Genomic DNA, 14,868 nt, shown 5'->3' with positions numbered 1-14,868 from the left:
GGACGCGGGTGGGCATGGGCGGGGCGAATCCTAACGCGCTCCCGGTGCGTCGGCGGGGCCGGCGGTGCCCTGCGGCCTGGGCGCGTGCCAGTCCCAGTAGGGCGGCATCCCGTTGCGGTAGGAGGGGCCGCCCCAGTCACCCCGGTGGCAGTGGGAGCGGTGGTGGCGGGAGAGGCTCGCGAAGCCGGAGGCATAGCCTCCGATGGCACCCGCGGCGAGGAGGACGACGAGCAGACGGTGGCGCATGGGCAATCTCCAGGAAGAGGGCAGGGGGCTTCAGACGAAGGACGCGGGGCCGTCATCGTTGTGGGGGCGGCCACCCCAGCGGCCGTAGCCGCCGCAGCGCCGGCCGTGCCAGCCGCGGCCCTCGCCGCGCCAGCCGTATCCCCAGCCGTGCTCGATGATGTCCGCGAGCTCGCGGCGCTGGTTGGGCTCCAGCGCCTCGTGCACCTGGGACAGGGCGTCCTGCACGGCGTTGCGCAGCGTCTCCAGCGCCACGTCGTGGCGGCTGAACAGCTCGCGCAGCATGGCGCCGTCGAAGTGCTCTCCGCGCAGCGAGCCCGCGAGCGACGTGCGGCTGGGGCCCCACTGGTCCTTCACCTTGGCGAAGGCCTCGCGCACGTTCTCCACCGCCTTCACGATGACCTTCTCCTGGCCGGGGGACGTCTCCAGCCGCTCGAAGAGCCAGCGCAGCCGGGGGCGCATGCCAAAGCGGCCTCCGCGGCCGTAGGCGTAGGCGTGGTGGCCGTAGCGCCCCCGGCGCAGGGTGGCGAAGAGACCGGCGAGGCAGGCAGTACCGAAGATGAATCCGAACATGGTCTTGGCTCCAGGAAGCAGGCGGGCGCCGAACCGGCGGGCCCGTGTCGTTGCTGACGGAGCTCAAGGTAGAAAACGGGTGTGAAGCCCACGCCCGGCGGCGGTGAAGAAGTGTGAAGGGCCTTCGGAGGGGTGTCCGGAATGCCCTGCGGGGCATGGGATGTTCTTCCGCCGGGCCTGTCCAAGTCCGCTGTGTCGGATGAAGGACGACTGCCGGCAGGATTCCACCCTCTGGAGTGGTGTTCGGGCCGGAAGTGGGTAGAGTGCCCGGCGTGCCGGGGCGGTGTTCGTTCCGGCACCGGTAGCAGGCGCGAGCCTGTCACCTGTTCAGAGCAGAGAAAGAGAAGAGACTCACAATGGCAACTGGTACCGTGAAGTGGTTCAACGACGCGAAGGGTTTCGGCTTCATCGCGCAGGACAATGGCGAAGACGTTTTCTGCCACCACACTGCGATCAACATGGATGGCTTCCGCACCCTGGCTGAAGGCCAGAAGGTGGAGTTCGAAGTCACCAAGGGCCCCAAGGGCCTGCAGGCGCAGAACGTTCGCGCCGCCTGAGCGAGCTGAACCTTCGACTCGCCCCTTGAGGTGAGTCTTCGAAGCCCAGTCTCCCCAACGGAGGCTGGGCTTTCGTCTTTCTGGACGCAGGGCGGGCGGGCGGCCATCGCGACGCGGTCCGCCACGCTCCGGGGTCTTCCCTACCTTCTCCCAGGAGGAGCGCGGCGCCGGACGCCGCCCCCCAAGGAGAGGCGAACATGGGCGACACCAGCGTGAAGAAGGTCGAGAGCCGCCATTCCCCCAAGGGGGAGATGGGCCAGAAGTACCTCGCATCCGGCGTCCGTGTGGCCATGCGGCTGTGGGAGGACGAGCCGCCCGCCGAGGCCAAGCCCGCCAGCACCCGCGACTACGAGACCGTGGGCTTCGTGCTCAAGGGCCGCGCGGAGCTGCACCTGGAGGGGCAGACCATCCTGCTGAACCCCGGCGACTCCTGGCTCGTGCCGCGCGGGGCCAGCCACACGTACAAGGTTTTGGAGACCTTCTCCGCCGTGGAGGCCACCAGCCCCGTCTCCTCCGCGCACGGCCGCGACGAGCACGAGGCCCCGAAGGGCGCCAAGGCGTGACCTGAGGTTGGTGCGAGGGCGCGGGCCTTCCAGCAGGGAGGCCCCGCTCCTGTCAGCCCCACGGGCAGGCTCCGTCCGGGGCGCATGCGAATCCTATCCGTTGAAGAGAAGCCCCTTCATGAATGGTGGTACCTGAACGCGTCGCCACGCGGAGGCACCCGTGCGGAGCGGCTCCCCTTGCTCCGCGGCCAGGTGGATGCCCTTCCCGGGGACCTGGAGGCGGTCATCGCGCTCTCGGACCTCCAGGGGATGGCGCCGCACGCCTTGAAGGGCGGGGCGGCGGCGCTCCTGGGCGAGGTCGTGGCCGACGAGCTGATGCTGATGTGCAAGGCGGGCGACCTCCCGCCCGCGGACCGCACCGGCATCATCCTGGCGGGAGACCTCTTCTCCAACGACACCGCGGACGAACGGGGAGCCTCCGGCGACGTGCGGAGCGTCTGGACCGCCTTCTCCAGGTACTTCCGCTGGGTCGTGGGCGTGGCGGGAAATCACGACACCTTCGGCGGTGCCCAGGCGCGCGAGCGCTTCTTCCGCCAGCCCGGGCGCAAGCTGCTGGATGGCGAGGTCGTCGCGCTGGACGGACTTCCGGTGGGCGGGGTGAGCTACATCATCGGGCGCCCGGACAAGCTCAACCGTCGCGAGCAGTCCGCGCAGTTGGATCGGATTGAGGAAGTGCTGCTCCAGGAGCCGCGGGTACTGGTCCTCCACGAGGGCCCGGATGCCCCGGGAACCGGGCTGCGCGGCAACGCCGTCATCCGGGAGGCGGTGGAGCCCTGGAGCAAGCTCCTCGTCATCTGCGGCCACTGTCACTGGGACGTGCCGCTCGTCACGCTCTCAAGCGGGACCCAGGTCCTCAACGTGGATGCGCGCGCGGTGATTCTCAGGCGTGCCGGGGCTTGATGGGAGCACGCTTCCAGCGCCCCCAGAAGACGAAGAGCGACAGCGCGACCAGGAAGAAGTTGAAGGGCGTGTTCGCCGCCTCGCCGCGAGAGAAGTGGAAGACGATGGCGCTGGCCTGGAGCAGCGCGCAGCCCAGGGCCGCGAGGACCGTCAGGCCAGGTTTCACCCGCGTGAGCGAGGGCAGGACGACACCCAGCCCGCCCGCCAGGTCCACCGCGACGATGAAGTACAGGAACGCGGCAGGCACCTGACCCGCCCACGGAATCATCGCCGCGAGCTCCGGCAGGGGTGTGAGCGCCTTCCAGATGCCCGAGCCGACGAAGGTGACACCCAGCAGCGCCTGGATGACCCAGAGGCCCACGTGAAGGGCCTTGGACGGCTTCGCTGAAACGCCAACGGGAGGGGAGAGCGTATCCATACGTGGCTCCGGGGTTACTTCCGTGTGCCTGGTTACGGAGAATGACCACATCTCTCTGGCATACCGTGCGGAGGCTGGACAAGGAGGCACATTGAAGTCACCAGGGTACGGAAAGATGACCGGGCGCTACGACGATGACTGCGTCGCGACGCGCGAAATCCTGAGCCTCATCGGGGACAAGTGGAGCGTGATGGTCATCGTCAACCTGGGCGAAGGCCCCGTGCGCTTCAGCGACCTCAAGCGCGCCATCGAAGGCATCTCCCAGCGCATGCTGACCCTCACGCTGCGCAACCTGGAGCGGGACGGACTGCTGACGCGCACCGTGCACCCGACGACGCCGCCGAGCGTGGACTACGCGCTCACGAAGCTGGGACGCACGCTGCTCGAACCGGTGTCCGTGCTCGCGATGTGGGCGCGGCAGCACCGGCCGGAGATGGAGCGCGCCCGCGAGGCCTTCGCGCGCTCCGCCAGGGCGAAGTGAGCGGTGTCGCGTTCCGTGCAGACGCAGCCGCTTGTTGGGGTGACGCGGCGCTGAGGCCCACCCCAGGCCCTCCAGAGGCGGGCGCACCGTGGCATCCGATTTGCGTAGGGATTGGGCATCCCCCTTCGCATTGGAACAGCGCCCATGACCGCCAAGACGCCCTTCTCCCAGGGCATCCTCATCTGCCCGACGACGCACATTGACTGGGATTGGGTCTACACGTTCGACCAGTACTACGCCTCCAACAGCCAGGCGACGGGCTCGGTCTCCGGACGCGACACGGTCCAGAACATCTACAACGCCGCGGTCTCGCTGTTCTCCCGGCGGATTGGCTTCACCTTCTCCGTGACGGAGGTGGGCTTCCTGCAACGCTATGCGCGGGACAACCCGGCAGGCATCACGGCCCTCGCGGCGGCGGGTGACGACTTCTGCCTGATGGGCGGCGGCATCACGTCGCCGGACAACCTCGTCTGCGCGGGCGAGCTCTTCATTCGCAACTATCTGGTGGGACGCACCTGGGCGAAGCAGGTCGGGTTGGAGTCCAACCTGTACGACTCGGCGTGGCTCCCGGATGACTTCGGGCATGATCCCCAGCTGCCGGTGGTGCTGAACGCCATGGGCCTCACCACCGCGGGACTCTCCCGCGTGCCCGGCTCGCCGCAGGGGTCGCCGGGGGCCGCGCCCATCAATCCTCCCGGCCCCTCCATCGCGTCGCAGCTGAACGCCAATGGACTCGTCTTCCAATGGCAGGCGGGGGACGGCTCCAGCATCACCGCGCTCTTCATGCCCAACACCTACGGCACGGTGGGCTACCTGGACGCGAACAACATCTCCAGCAATGCCCAGACGGTGAACCAGTTCGTCAACCAGTACCGCTCGGGGTGGCCCAACGGTCTCCGCTTCATCCCCGTGGGCATCGACTTCGCCACGCCCTCCGTCACCTCCAAGTCAGGCGAGGCGTTGAGCTGGTTGAACGTGACCCACGGCTACAACAGCAGCTTCGGCAACAGCAACGGCGTCAAGGGAACCACGGGGACGTTCAAGACATACATGGACGCCGTCCTGGGCAGCGGCGCCGCGCTCCCGGTGAACGCACCGCTCAACGCGCAGAACTACTGGACGGGTTACTTCGCCAGCCGCCCCGAGCTGAAGCGGAACCAGTACGCGGCGGTGCGCGCGCTGATGTCCGCGGAGGTCATCAGCGCGCTGCTTCGCACCAGCAGCAGCTACGCCACCTCCTCGCTGGACGCGTTCGACTCCACCGTCTGGAATGGCTGGGAGGTGCTGGCCCCCAGCTCCCATCACGACTTCGTGACGGGCACGTCTCCGGACAGCGTGTATGAGGGCGAGCAGCTGCCGCTGAGCCGGCAGGGCGTCTCGGTGGCGAAGGCCGCCCTGGACCAGGGGATGGCGCTGCTCGCGCAGGGCATCTCCGCGAAGCCCCAGTCCCAGGAGCTCCCGGTCGTGGTGTGCAACACGCTCGGGTTCGAGCGGGTCCACGGGCTGCTCGCGGAGCTCACCCCTCCCCCGGCGGACCTGCGCTTCCACGCGGTGAAGAGCGTGCGGACCCGCGACGGGTTGCTGCCCCTCCAGCGAGCCGCGAACGGGAACCTCCTCTTCATGGCGGCGCCCCCCAGCGCGGGCTACGAGACGGTCTACCTCTCCACCCTGACCCCTCCGGGGCCCATCGTGATGGAGCAGCCGTCCGTGGGGGACACGGCGATCCTCCAGAACGACCTGATCCGCGTGACCCTCTCCAAGGCGAACGCGTGGAGCATCAGCCAGTTCTCATATGGAGTGGACGGCGGGAGCCGCAGCCTCTTCGCCTCCCAGAGCGTGGGCAATCAGCTGCGGTTCTACAAGGACACCGGCAACATCTATCAGTTCGGCAATGAGCCGTATGGCTCCACCAATCCGCCTTCCTATGGCACGTTCAGCGAGGACACGTCCGCGAGGTTCGTGGGAGGAGACGCGCGGTGGCTGGAGCAGGGGCCGTACCGTCATCGCTTGCAGGCGGAGGTGACGGAGCAGGTCAGCGGCCACCGGTTCACGCTGGAGTACTCGCTGGTGGTGGGCGAGCGCTTCCTCCGGATGAAGCTCACGGGCGCCTCGCCTTCCGGCAAGTCGGTCGTCGTGGCGTTCCCCATGGTGGACCCCAACGGGAACACGCCCGCGAACCTCAGCTACGGCACGCCGCACTACCAGCAGGACGTCCTGCCCGTGCCCAACTGGCCCGGTCCGACGTTCGTCGCCACCCATGACTACGTGCTCCCCTGCCTCCAGCAGGGCAGCCAGCCGGTGGGAGGCATCTACCACCAGGGCATCCCGGCCTGGACGCTGGATGACGATGGCGTCCTGCTCGGCGTCGTGCTCCGCAACACCCCCGGAGGCGGCCGGGGCGCGTCTGGCAGCGACTTCGGCTGGCATGAGCAGGAGTACGTCGTGGCGCCCCCACTGTCTGTCAATGGCACGCCCCTGCTCGGCACACCCCTGAAGGACGCCCTGTCGGTCACCACCCCGCTGGAGGCCCGCTTCATCTCCGGCGGGCAGGGGGGCGCGCTGGCGGAGACCGGCTCGCTGGGACAGGTCACGGCGACGAACGCCGGGACGCCGGTGGCGTCGGAGGACGTGATGATTCGCGTGGCGAGGGTGCAGGCGCCAGGGGCGGCGGGGGGCTACCCCAGCTGCGGCACGACGAGCGGCGCGATTCCGAGCAGCCTGGTGGTGCGCACCGAGAAGCGGGGCAGCCAGGCCACCCAGCTCACGGTGCGGTTCCCCTTCCTGGCGAAGGCAGCCAATGCCCAGATGCAGGCTGTCACAGCGCTCGAAGCGCCGCTGGCGGAGCTGGCGGCCGTGCCCTCCGGGACTGACACGGTGACGGTGGATTCTCCCCGTGCGCTGGCCGCGCTGCGGATCGCCTGGTGCCGCACGCAGGGGGGCTGAAGCGCCTTCAACGAGTGCTTCTCTTCGAGCGGGGACGGGCACAGGATGACGGGAGGATGCCTCCCCGCGCTGCCCGTCCACCCCGCTGTACGCGTTGCAACCTGGCGAAACACCTGTGCCTGTGCGCGGAGGTTCCCCAGGTGGAGACCCGCACCCGCTTCGTCTTCCTCCAGCACGTGATGGAGGTGTCGAAGCGCAGCAACACCGGGGGCGTGGCCGCGCTCGCCCTTTCGAACGCGAAGCTGCTCATCCACGGTTCCATGGCGGGGACCTTCGACATGGAGGTCCTCTCCGAGCCGGGGACCTGGCTGCTCTTCCCAGACGGTCCCACCGCGCCGCCGGACGCGCCTCCTCCCAGGCAGGTGGTGGTGCTGGACGCGAACTGGTCGCAGGCGCGGCGGATGACCCAGCGGCTCCCGGAGCTGCGGGCCCTGCCCCGGCTGGTGCTGCCTCCGCCAGAGCCCGGCCTGCTCATGCTTCGCGAACCCTCGCACCCCGCCGGGATGTCCACCCTGGACGCCGTGGCCCGCGCCGTGGCCCTGCTGGAAGGCCCGGAGGTGGCGGCGCCACTGGCGCGGCTGGCCGCGCTCCGGGTGCAGCGTATCGCCGACTGTGGGACGCTGAACTGAGCCCCATGGGATACCGACTGATCATCTTCGACTTCGACGGGACGCTCGCGGACAGCGCGGGCTGGTTTCGCGGCGTCTTCAACGACGTGGCCCGGCGCTACGGCTTTCGCACCGTCAGCGGTGAGGAGCTGGAGGCGCTGCGCGGGCAGGACACCCGGACCATCATCGCGCGGCTCGGCGTGCCCCTGTGGAAGCTGCCCTTCATCGCCGCGCACATGCGCAAGCTCGTCGCGCGTGACGCGCACCGCATCCCGACCTTCCCGGGCGTGGAGGCGATGTTGGAGCAGCTGGAGGCGCGGGGCATCACCCTGGCCGTGGTGAGCTCCAACGCGGAGGAGAACGTGCGGCGCGTGCTGGGGCCGGTGGCGTCCGCGCGCATCCGCCACTATGCCTGCGGCGCGGGCGTCTTCGGCAAGCGGTCGAAGTTCCGGACGGTGCTGAAGGCCGCGGGCGTGCGTCCCGGCGAGGCTCTCTCCGTGGGCGACGAGGTGCGCGACATCGAGGCCGCGGCGGCCGAGGGCATCGCCACCGCCGCGGTGACGTGGGGCTACGCGACGGAGGCGCTGCTGCGCTCACGCGCGCCCACCGTCGTCCTCACCCGCCTCGACGAGCTGCTGCAAGCCGCCGCGGCGTAGGGCGCGGCTCACTGGCGCGTGCTGTTGCGCAGGTACTGCGCGTAGAAGCGGATGGCGGCGGCGTGCTCCTCCACGGAGAGCCGTTCGTCGCGGCCGTGCATCCGGGTGAGGTCCTCACGGCTCATCCGCACTGGCACGAAGCGGTACACGCTGTCGCTCAGGGAGTGGAAGTAGCGCGCATCCGTGGCCGCCACGGTGAGGAAGGGCGCCACCAGCACGTCCGGGAACACCTGCCGGATGCTGCGCTGCAGCTGCCGCCAGCCCTCCGTGTCCAGGCGCGACACCGGCGAGGCCTCGTCGCCCTCGGCGGTCAGCTCCACGCGCGCGTCATCCACCACGTCGCGCACGTGGGCGCGCACGTCCTCCAGGCTGTCTCCCGGCAGCAGGCGGACGTTGAGCACCGCGCGGGCCTGCGAGGGCAGCACGTTGGGCTTGGGACTGCCTTCGAGCATGGTGGCCGCGAAGGTGGTGCGGATGCTGGCGTTCGTGGAGGGCGCCCCGGCCATCTGCCGCTCGATGACGGGCGCGAAGAGCCAGGTGTTGGCGAAGAGCAGGCGCATGCCGAAGTTCATCTCCGGCCCCACGTACTCGAAGAGCGCCCGCGTCCCGCCGCGCAGCTCGGGCTTGAACGGGTGCTCCTCCAGCCGCACGAGCGCCCGGGCCAGGGTGTTCGCGGCTGTCTGCGGGGGCGGCATGGACGCGTGTCCGCCCGTGCTCCGCACCACCAGCTCCACGCGCGCCGAGCCCTTCTCCGCCACGCCCACCAGCGCCACCGGCGCGGCCACGCCGGGGACGAGCCCCACCCCGATGGGCCCGCCCTCGTCCAGCACCGACTCCAGGGCCACGCCCCGCTCGCGCAGCAGCGCGGCCACGCGCGCGGCCCCGTCGTGCCCGCCCACCTCCTCGTCCGCGCCGAACGCGAGAATCACCGTGCGGCGGGGGCGGTAGCCCTCGGCGAGCAGGCCCTCCACGGCCTCGAGGATGGCCATCACGCTGCCCTTGTCGTCCAGCGTCCCACGCCCGTACACGTAGCCATCCGCCACGACGCCGTCGAAGGGCGGGTGGCTCCAGGTGGCCTCCGCCTCCGCGGGCACCACGTCCAGGTGGCCCATCAGCAGCACGGGCCGCAGGTCGGGCTCCGAACCCTTCCAGGTATAGAGATGGGCATGCGCCCCCACGGCCTCATGCGCGAGCTCCGCGTGCACGCGGGGAAACCGGGCGACGAACCCGGCGTGCAGTGCCTGGAAGGCGGCGTCCTCCGCGCGCATGCCGTCGGAGGCGGCGATGGTGCGGTGGCGCAGCGCCTCCGCCAGGCGGCCCGCGGCTTGGGCGGCATCCACCGCGAACGGCTCGGCGGGCTCGGCGGGCACCTGCCGTGAACTGAAGCGCAGCGTGCGGACGACGAGGACGCCCACGAGAAGCAGGACGAGGGCCAGCAGGACGAGGAGGACGCGCTTCATCGGTTGGAGGTTCCCGGAGAGGTCGTCGTCGAGCGTAGCAGCAGGCGCGGCGCGCTACTTCCGATGGCGAACCACAAGACCGCGACGACAGGGCGAGGACCCGGGCATCACCGCCCGGATCCCAACACCGGCGTTGCCCCGGCGGGCGGATCCACCGCAGGGCCTGGAAGGCTACCCTGCAACGCGAAAGCCAGTAACAAATAGAAATACATTCGTGATGACTCAGGTGGTGGGGGGCACAGCCATGCGGATGATGCGAACGAGGGCCGTGCTTGTCCCTGATCAAGGGGCGTCGGCGCTGTCGGAGGACTACTTCCGTTCCGCGCACCACCTGCGCGCCGAACGGGTGACGCATACGCTGGTCATTGAGGACGGCGAGAAGAACGCGCTGCGGGTGCCGCTCATCGTGCGGTCCATTGAAGGAACGCCCTACCGCGATGCCATCTCCCCGTATGGGTTTCCCGGCGGCGCGCTGGCCGGGCTCCGGGAGGTGCCGAAGGACGCGGTGGATTGGACGGGGACGGAGCTCGTGAGCATCTTCGTGCGCGACCGCGTCGCGGGCCCCCGGTGCTTCGCGGGCGGGACGGAGCGCAACGAGGTGTTCTTCATCGACCCGCGCCTGCCGGTGGAGTTCCGGGAGATGCATTACCGGCACATCCGGCGCAACCTCCGGCTGGGCTTCGTGAGCGCCGCGCGTGAGGCTCGCGCGGTGTCGCGCGCGGACCGGGAGGGCTTCCAGGAAGCCTACCGGCAGACCATGGTCCGCGAAGGGGCGAGCTCCCGGTACTTCTTCTCCGACGCCTATTTCGAGGAGCTGTTCTCGTCCCCGTGCGCCTGGCTGGCGACGACGCATGCACCTGAAGGAGACGTGGCCTCCGCCGCGCTGTGTGTCAGCAGCGACGGCATGCTGCACTACTACCTGGGCGGAACGGCGGATGCGCATCTGGCGCGCTCGCCGGCGAAGAATGTCTTTGGAACGCTGGCGGACCTCTGCTCACGGCTCGGCGTCCCGCTCCACCTGGGGGGCGGCATCCAGCCTGGGGACAGCCTGGAGCAGTTCAAACGGAGCCTGTCGAACTCGAGCTCCCGCCTCCACACCCACGAGGTCATCTGCGAGCCCTCGGTGTACGCGCGCCTGTCGGCGGGCCGCGACGGCACGGGCTTCTTCCCGGCGTATCGCGCGCCGCAGGGCTGAACAGGGGCGGGCGGTCCTCCGGTCTTCGCGCTCCCTGTCAGGACGGGCCCGGCATCTTCGTCCCGCCCGGAACCGACACACCCAGGAGCCCGCCGGATGGCAGACCCCAGTTCCGCAGATGAGTGAGCCGCGGCGACACGTCCACCGTTGCCGCGGCCCTCTGCCCCAGCTCATCCCGGTCCCCGTGGAGAGGCAGATCGCCGCCAGATGTTTCTCATTTGCGCGGATGCCTTCATGTCTGACCCCAAAGCCCTGTCGTGGAATCACACCGTGCCAGCAGCGCTGTTGCTGATGGCCCCCTTCGACCTCCTGGCCTCGCTGGCCATGGACATCTACCTCCCCGTGGTCCCGGCCATGACCGGAGTCCTCGGCACCTCTGCCTCCATCATCCAGCTCACGCTGAGCCTCTACCTGGCCATGCTCGGGGCCGGGCAGCTGGTGTTCGGCCCGCTCTCCGACCGCATCGGCCGGCGCAGGGTGTTGCTGGGGGGCGCGTGGGTGTTCGCGACCACCTCCTTCCTGCTCGCGGGCACCACCGATGCCGCGATGTTCGTCGGGCTCCGGCTCCTGCAAGCCATGGGAGCCTCCGCGGCGCTCGTCGCGACGTTCGCCACCGTCCGGGACGTCTATGCGGAGCGGCCCGAAGGCACGGTCATCTACAGCCTGTTCAGCGCCATGCTGGCCTTCGTCCCGGCACTGGGCCCCATCGCCGGGGCACTGCTCGCGCGGCACTTCGGCTGGCGGGCCATCTTCGTCACGCTCGGCGTCCTGGCGACGGCGGCGCTGCTCCAGGCCTTGCCGCGCTGGCCTGAGACACGTCCCTCCGGCGGGGCCCGTCAGAAGGTGTCCGTCCAGCGCATCCTGCGCAGCGGCGCGTTCTGGACGTACACGCTGGGCTTCAGCGCGGCCATGGGCTCCTTCTTCGTGTTCTTCTCCACGGCGCCCCGGGTGCTCATGGGACGGGCCGGCTTCTCGGAGCTTGGCTTCAGCCTGGCCTTCGCCACCGCCGCGCTGGCCATGATGGTGACCACACGCTTCGCGAAGCACCTCGTGGCCCGCTGGGGGCTGGCGGGAAGCCTTGCGCGCGGCATGCTCCTGCTGCTGCTGGGCGCGGTGTTGCTCACCGTGGGGCAGCTCCTCCTGGCGCCGTCCTTCTGGACGTTCGTCGTGCCCATGTGGGTCATCGCCGCGGGGATTGTCTTCGCCGTCTCCGTCACCGCCAATGGCGCGCTCCAGGCCTTTGGCGCCGTGGCGGGAACGGCGGTCGCGCTCTACTTCTGCATCCAGAGCCTCGTCGTCGCCGTCGTGGGGACCCTGATGGTCGTCCTGCTCGACGGCGACACGGCGTGGCCCCTGGTGGGGTACGCCTCGCTCATGGCGGGGGTGACGTTGGGCTGCCTGGCATCCTTCAAGCGCCCCTAGCCCTTCCGGTCCCGGCGCCACCTCGCGGGGGTGGTGCCGTGGACCCTGCGGAAGGCCTTGCCGAAGTGCACCGCGTCGGCGAAGCCCGTCGCTTCGGCGACCTGCTCCAGCGACGCGGGCGTGGTCAGCATCATCGCCTGCGCGCGCTCGAGTCGGGCGCGCAGTTGCCATTGATAGGGCGCCACGCCGGTGGAGGCCTTGAAGGCGCGGCTGAAGTGCGCCTGCGACAGGTCCACCATCGCCGCCAGCTCCGACAGCTCGACCCGTCCGGGCAGGCGCGACTCCATGAAGTCGAGCACCCGCCGGAGCTGCCACGGCGCCAGCCCCTGGCGCTTCGAAGGGCGTTCCTCACGACGCGACCCCAGCGTGGCGAAGAGGGCGGCGGTCAATCCATCGCCGTAGAGCTGGGTGGAGGGATCGTCGTCATCCACCACCTCGGCGAGCAGCCGCATCAGGGTCCAGAGGCGGTCATCGGAGAAGCGCAGCCTTGGCGTGCCCAGCTCGGTGGCGCTCAGCGGTTGGCCCAGGCGCTCGCCCAGGTCCTTCGGGTCGAACGTGAGCACGGCGTCGCGCACCAGGCGCGAATCGGCGCTGTAGCCCCACAGCGGCATGCCGGCGGGCATGAGGTTCAGCTGCCGGGGGACGTAGCCGATGGGGCAGGGCCGGCCTTCGCGCAGGCGCGGCTCGCAGGGCGACCCGACCTCCTCCAGCAACGCGCTCAGGCGTGTATGGCTTTCCAGGCACAGGGGCGTTTCGGCGGGCCCCGAACAGCGGGTGGCATTCACATCCACGCTGATGCCATTCCATTCTCGCCGGGTGACGGAGATGTCCACCACGTTCTCCGGCAGCGGGCTCAGCCGTTCCGCGCGCGTCTCCACGACACCGTCCTCCCGTGGGCCCCTGCTGGCGGGGGCCTTCTCGGGAGGACGATGTCAGCAGTCCGCGGGCGAGTCATCCCCTTGGATGGGGGCTCGCCGTGCCGTCAGACGCCCTTGCCGGCCCGGCCCGCGAGCAGTTGCAGCTCCCAGGCGAAGGCCACGGCGCTGCCGCCGCCGTGCTCGGCCAACACGCCGGCGAGCGCGGCGGCGCTCTCCTCGCGGGCCCAGTCGCGCTGCCACTCGGCGGCCACCGCCATCCAGGTGATGGGCGTCACGCCCGCCATCTGCATGCGGCGCACGGCCATCTCATGGGCTTCGCGGCTGACGCCTCCCGAGGCGTCGGTGACGGCGTAGACGTCGTAGCCTTCGCCCGCTGCCTGGATGGCGGGCATGGCCAGGCAGATTTCGGTCCACAGCGCGGCGATGATCAGCTTCTTGCGGTCCGTCTTCTTCACCGCGTCCACCACGCGGCGGTCCTCCCAGGTGTTGATGAAGGTCCGGTCGATGGGCTTCTGCTCGGGGAACACGTCCTGCAGGCCCTTGACCAGGTAGCCGCCGCGCTCCTCGAGGACGGTGGTGAGGAGGGTGGGCACCTTGTAGACGCGGGCCGCCTTGGCCAGGCCGACGACGTTGTTGAGCACCATCGTCGGCTCATGGCTGTGCAGGTTGGCGAACTGGTAGGGCTGATGGTCGATCAGCACCAGCACGGAGTTCTGGGGTGTCAGCAGGGCTTCGAGCCCGCGGTGGGAGGGCGCCGGGGACGTGCTCATGGTCTGGAGACTCCTGGGGGGACAGTGGGGAAGGGGATTGGGCCCGAAACCGGGTGCGGACACACGGTCCGGACCTGCGGTGTCTGGTCAGTTCCTGCTCCGGAAGCAGGGCGTGGCCGCGACGCTGGCACTCGGGATGACCAATACATTCCCGGTGCATGCGTTTGCCTTTCACCCATGCGCCACCCTGTCCGGATACTCCTGCTGGCCTGTCTCTGCATCCTGGTCGCCTGCAAGCCTCGCGACCCATGGATCACACCCGCCCCCATCCTTCCTGTGGATTGGCCCGCATGACTGGCAGGGCCCAGGGAGTCGCGGCCCGCCGCTGCCGCTCATCGCCTTCGAAGCGCCATGCGTCTTCCGGGAGGCCTGCACGACCGCCCTGGACCGGAAGGGGCTCGCCTGAGCATTCCGGTGTGCCTGCTCAGGGCCGAACGGGAGCCGGGCGAGACCGTGGCCCAACGGGCGGGCATCCTGCGTGAGGCGCTCGCGCAAGAGCTGACGGCACCCCGGCGGTCACGACCGCGCCGCTTCAGGGCTCGCGGGGCCGCCCGAGCTTCCATGCGAGGGGCATGAACAGGCCGGCGATGATGGCCTTGATCAGCCCCCCGGGGACGAAGGGGAGGAAGCCCTTCTGGAAGGCAGTGGCGAAGTCGAGCCCGGCCTTCACCTGGAGCCAGCACACGCCGATGACCAGGACCAGGAGCTGGCCCGCGAGGAAGAGCGGAACCGCCGTCCACCACCGCCGGTCGTAGCCGTGGCGCGCCGCGAGGCCCACGAGGAACGCGGCGGGGAGGAAGCCCACCAGGAAGCCGCCCGCCGGACCGACCAGTGCTCCCCAGCCGCTGGCGCCCTTCGCGAAGAAGGGCAGTCCCACCGCGCCCAGCAGGAGATAGGTGGCCTGCGCGGCCACGCCACGTTGGGGCCCGAGCGCGGCCGCCGTGAGGACGACCGCGAGCGTCTGTCCCGTGATGGGCACCGGTGAGCCCGGCACGGTGAAGGCGACCTGGGCGAGCAGCGCGGTGAAGAGCGCCGCGCCCAGGACGAGCGCGGCTTCGTGGACGCGTGTCCGCGCGAAGCGGTCCGACAGGACGCGAGGAGACGACGCCGGGGGGAGGGGAGACACGGGTCGATGCTCGGTGAGGACGCACCCCGGTGCAAGGCTCCCGCGCGGTGCATGAGCCGCCCACGGGCGTCATGA

16 protein-coding genes are annotated in these 14,868 nt (G+C 70.0%); 9 read left to right on the top strand and 7 right to left on the bottom strand.

Going from position 1 to position 14,868, the window contains the following annotated elements; translation table 11 throughout:
• Nucleotides 1–30: 30 nt before the first annotated feature.
• Nucleotides 31–246 carry a hypothetical protein gene (locus D7V80_RS25855; protein ID WP_014395086.1) on the bottom strand — a complete coding sequence of 72 codons (216 nt, stop codon included), beginning with the start codon at nucleotides 244–246 and terminating at the stop codon, nucleotides 31–33.
• Nucleotides 247–276: 30 nt separating this feature from the next.
• Nucleotides 277–816 carry a periplasmic heavy metal sensor gene (locus D7V80_RS25850; RefSeq protein WP_120590700.1) on the bottom strand — a complete coding sequence of 180 codons (540 nt, stop codon included), beginning with the start codon at nucleotides 814–816 and terminating at the stop codon, nucleotides 277–279.
• Nucleotides 817–1,172: 356 nt separating this feature from the next.
• Between D7V80_RS25850 and D7V80_RS25845 the strand changes: the two genes are divergently transcribed.
• The 3 genes from D7V80_RS25845 to D7V80_RS25835 all read left to right on the top strand — a co-directional run bounded on the left by D7V80_RS25845 (nucleotide 1,173) and on the right by D7V80_RS25835 (nucleotide 2,836).
• Nucleotides 1,173–1,373 carry a cold-shock protein gene (locus D7V80_RS25845; protein ID WP_014395088.1) on the top strand — a complete coding sequence of 67 codons (201 nt, stop codon included), beginning with the start codon at nucleotides 1,173–1,175 and terminating at the stop codon, nucleotides 1,371–1,373.
• Between the two features lie 197 nt (nucleotides 1,374–1,570).
• Nucleotides 1,571–1,936, top strand: coding sequence for a cupin domain-containing protein (locus D7V80_RS25840; protein ID WP_120590699.1), 366 nt, complete (start codon nucleotides 1,571–1,573; stop codon nucleotides 1,934–1,936).
• 177 nt (nucleotides 1,937–2,113) lie between these two features.
• Nucleotides 2,114–2,836 (top strand): metallophosphoesterase, encoded by a 723-nt coding sequence (locus tag D7V80_RS25835; RefSeq protein WP_120590698.1) that lies wholly within the window; start codon nucleotides 2,114–2,116, stop codon nucleotides 2,834–2,836.
• On the opposite strand, the gene D7V80_RS25830 is transcribed toward D7V80_RS25835, so the two are convergent.
• On the bottom strand, nucleotides 2,817–3,254 hold the full coding sequence (locus D7V80_RS25830; RefSeq protein WP_120590697.1) for a DoxX family protein: 438 nt from the start codon (nucleotides 3,252–3,254) through the stop codon (nucleotides 2,817–2,819). The two genes, D7V80_RS25835 and D7V80_RS25830, sit on opposite strands and share 20 nt — an antisense overlap.
• 115 nt (nucleotides 3,255–3,369) lie before the next feature.
• On the opposite strand from D7V80_RS25830, the gene D7V80_RS25825 reads away from it, so the two are divergent.
• The 4 genes from D7V80_RS25825 (at nucleotide 3,370) to D7V80_RS25810 (ending at nucleotide 7,942) form a co-directional block, all read left to right on the top strand.
• On the top strand, nucleotides 3,370–3,735 hold the full coding sequence (locus D7V80_RS25825; RefSeq protein ID WP_233585720.1) for a helix-turn-helix domain-containing protein: 366 nt from the start codon (nucleotides 3,370–3,372) through the stop codon (nucleotides 3,733–3,735).
• A 144-nt stretch (nucleotides 3,736–3,879) separates the two neighbouring features.
• The gene (locus D7V80_RS25820; RefSeq protein ID WP_120590695.1) at nucleotides 3,880–6,678 is read left to right on the top strand and encodes a hypothetical protein; all 2,799 of its coding nucleotides are present in this window, start codon (nucleotides 3,880–3,882) and stop codon (nucleotides 6,676–6,678) included.
• A 56-nt stretch (nucleotides 6,679–6,734) separates the two neighbouring features.
• Nucleotides 6,735–7,307, top strand: coding sequence for a tRNA-uridine aminocarboxypropyltransferase (locus D7V80_RS25815; RefSeq protein ID WP_014395094.1), 573 nt, complete (start codon nucleotides 6,735–6,737; stop codon nucleotides 7,305–7,307).
• Between the two features lie 5 nt (nucleotides 7,308–7,312).
• On the top strand, nucleotides 7,313–7,942 hold the full coding sequence (locus D7V80_RS25810; protein WP_120590694.1) for an HAD hydrolase-like protein: 630 nt from the start codon (nucleotides 7,313–7,315) through the stop codon (nucleotides 7,940–7,942).
• Between the two features lie 8 nt (nucleotides 7,943–7,950).
• Here D7V80_RS25810 and D7V80_RS25805 read toward each other — a convergent pair whose 3' ends face one another.
• Entirely contained in the window at nucleotides 7,951–9,402 is a 1,452-nt protein-coding gene (locus tag D7V80_RS25805) for a M20 family peptidase (RefSeq protein ID WP_120590693.1), read from the bottom strand.
• Nucleotides 9,403–9,670: 268 nt separating this feature from the next.
• On the opposite strand from D7V80_RS25805, the gene D7V80_RS25800 reads away from it, so the two are divergent.
• The gene (locus tag D7V80_RS25800) at nucleotides 9,671–10,597 is read left to right on the top strand and encodes a GNAT family N-acetyltransferase (RefSeq protein WP_233585719.1); all 927 of its coding nucleotides are present in this window, start codon (nucleotides 9,671–9,673) and stop codon (nucleotides 10,595–10,597) included.
• Nucleotides 10,598–10,831: 234 nt separating this feature from the next.
• Nucleotides 10,832–12,019 (top strand): CmlA/FloR family chloramphenicol efflux MFS transporter, encoded by a 1,188-nt coding sequence (cml, locus tag D7V80_RS25795; RefSeq protein ID WP_199738852.1) that lies wholly within the window; start codon nucleotides 10,832–10,834, stop codon nucleotides 12,017–12,019.
• Here the strand turns inward: cml and D7V80_RS25790 are convergent.
• The 3 genes from D7V80_RS25790 to D7V80_RS25780 all read right to left on the bottom strand — a co-directional run bounded on the left by D7V80_RS25790 (nucleotide 12,016) and on the right by D7V80_RS25780 (nucleotide 14,793).
• Nucleotides 12,016–12,897: a helix-turn-helix domain-containing protein gene (locus D7V80_RS25790; protein ID WP_120590691.1), complete on the bottom strand. Its 882-nt coding sequence runs from the start codon at nucleotides 12,895–12,897 to the stop codon at nucleotides 12,016–12,018. The two genes, cml and D7V80_RS25790, sit on opposite strands and share 4 nt — an antisense overlap.
• A gap of 104 nt (nucleotides 12,898–13,001) precedes the next feature.
• The gene (locus tag D7V80_RS25785) at nucleotides 13,002–13,667 is read right to left on the bottom strand and encodes a hydrolase (protein WP_120590690.1); all 666 of its coding nucleotides are present in this window, start codon (nucleotides 13,665–13,667) and stop codon (nucleotides 13,002–13,004) included.
• Nucleotides 13,668–14,199: 532 nt separating this feature from the next.
• The gene (locus D7V80_RS25780; protein ID WP_120590689.1) at nucleotides 14,200–14,793 is read right to left on the bottom strand and encodes a biotin transporter BioY; all 594 of its coding nucleotides are present in this window, start codon (nucleotides 14,791–14,793) and stop codon (nucleotides 14,200–14,202) included.
• Nucleotides 14,794–14,868: the final 75 nt, after the last annotated feature.

The sequence above is a fragment of the Corallococcus sp. CA054B genome, assembly GCF_003611625.1.
GTDB classification, from domain to species: Bacteria; Myxococcota; Myxococcia; order Myxococcales; family Myxococcaceae; genus Corallococcus; species Corallococcus coralloides.
Note: the sequence above shows the minus strand (reverse complement) of the source record. Positions and strands in the feature narration are given on the sequence as shown.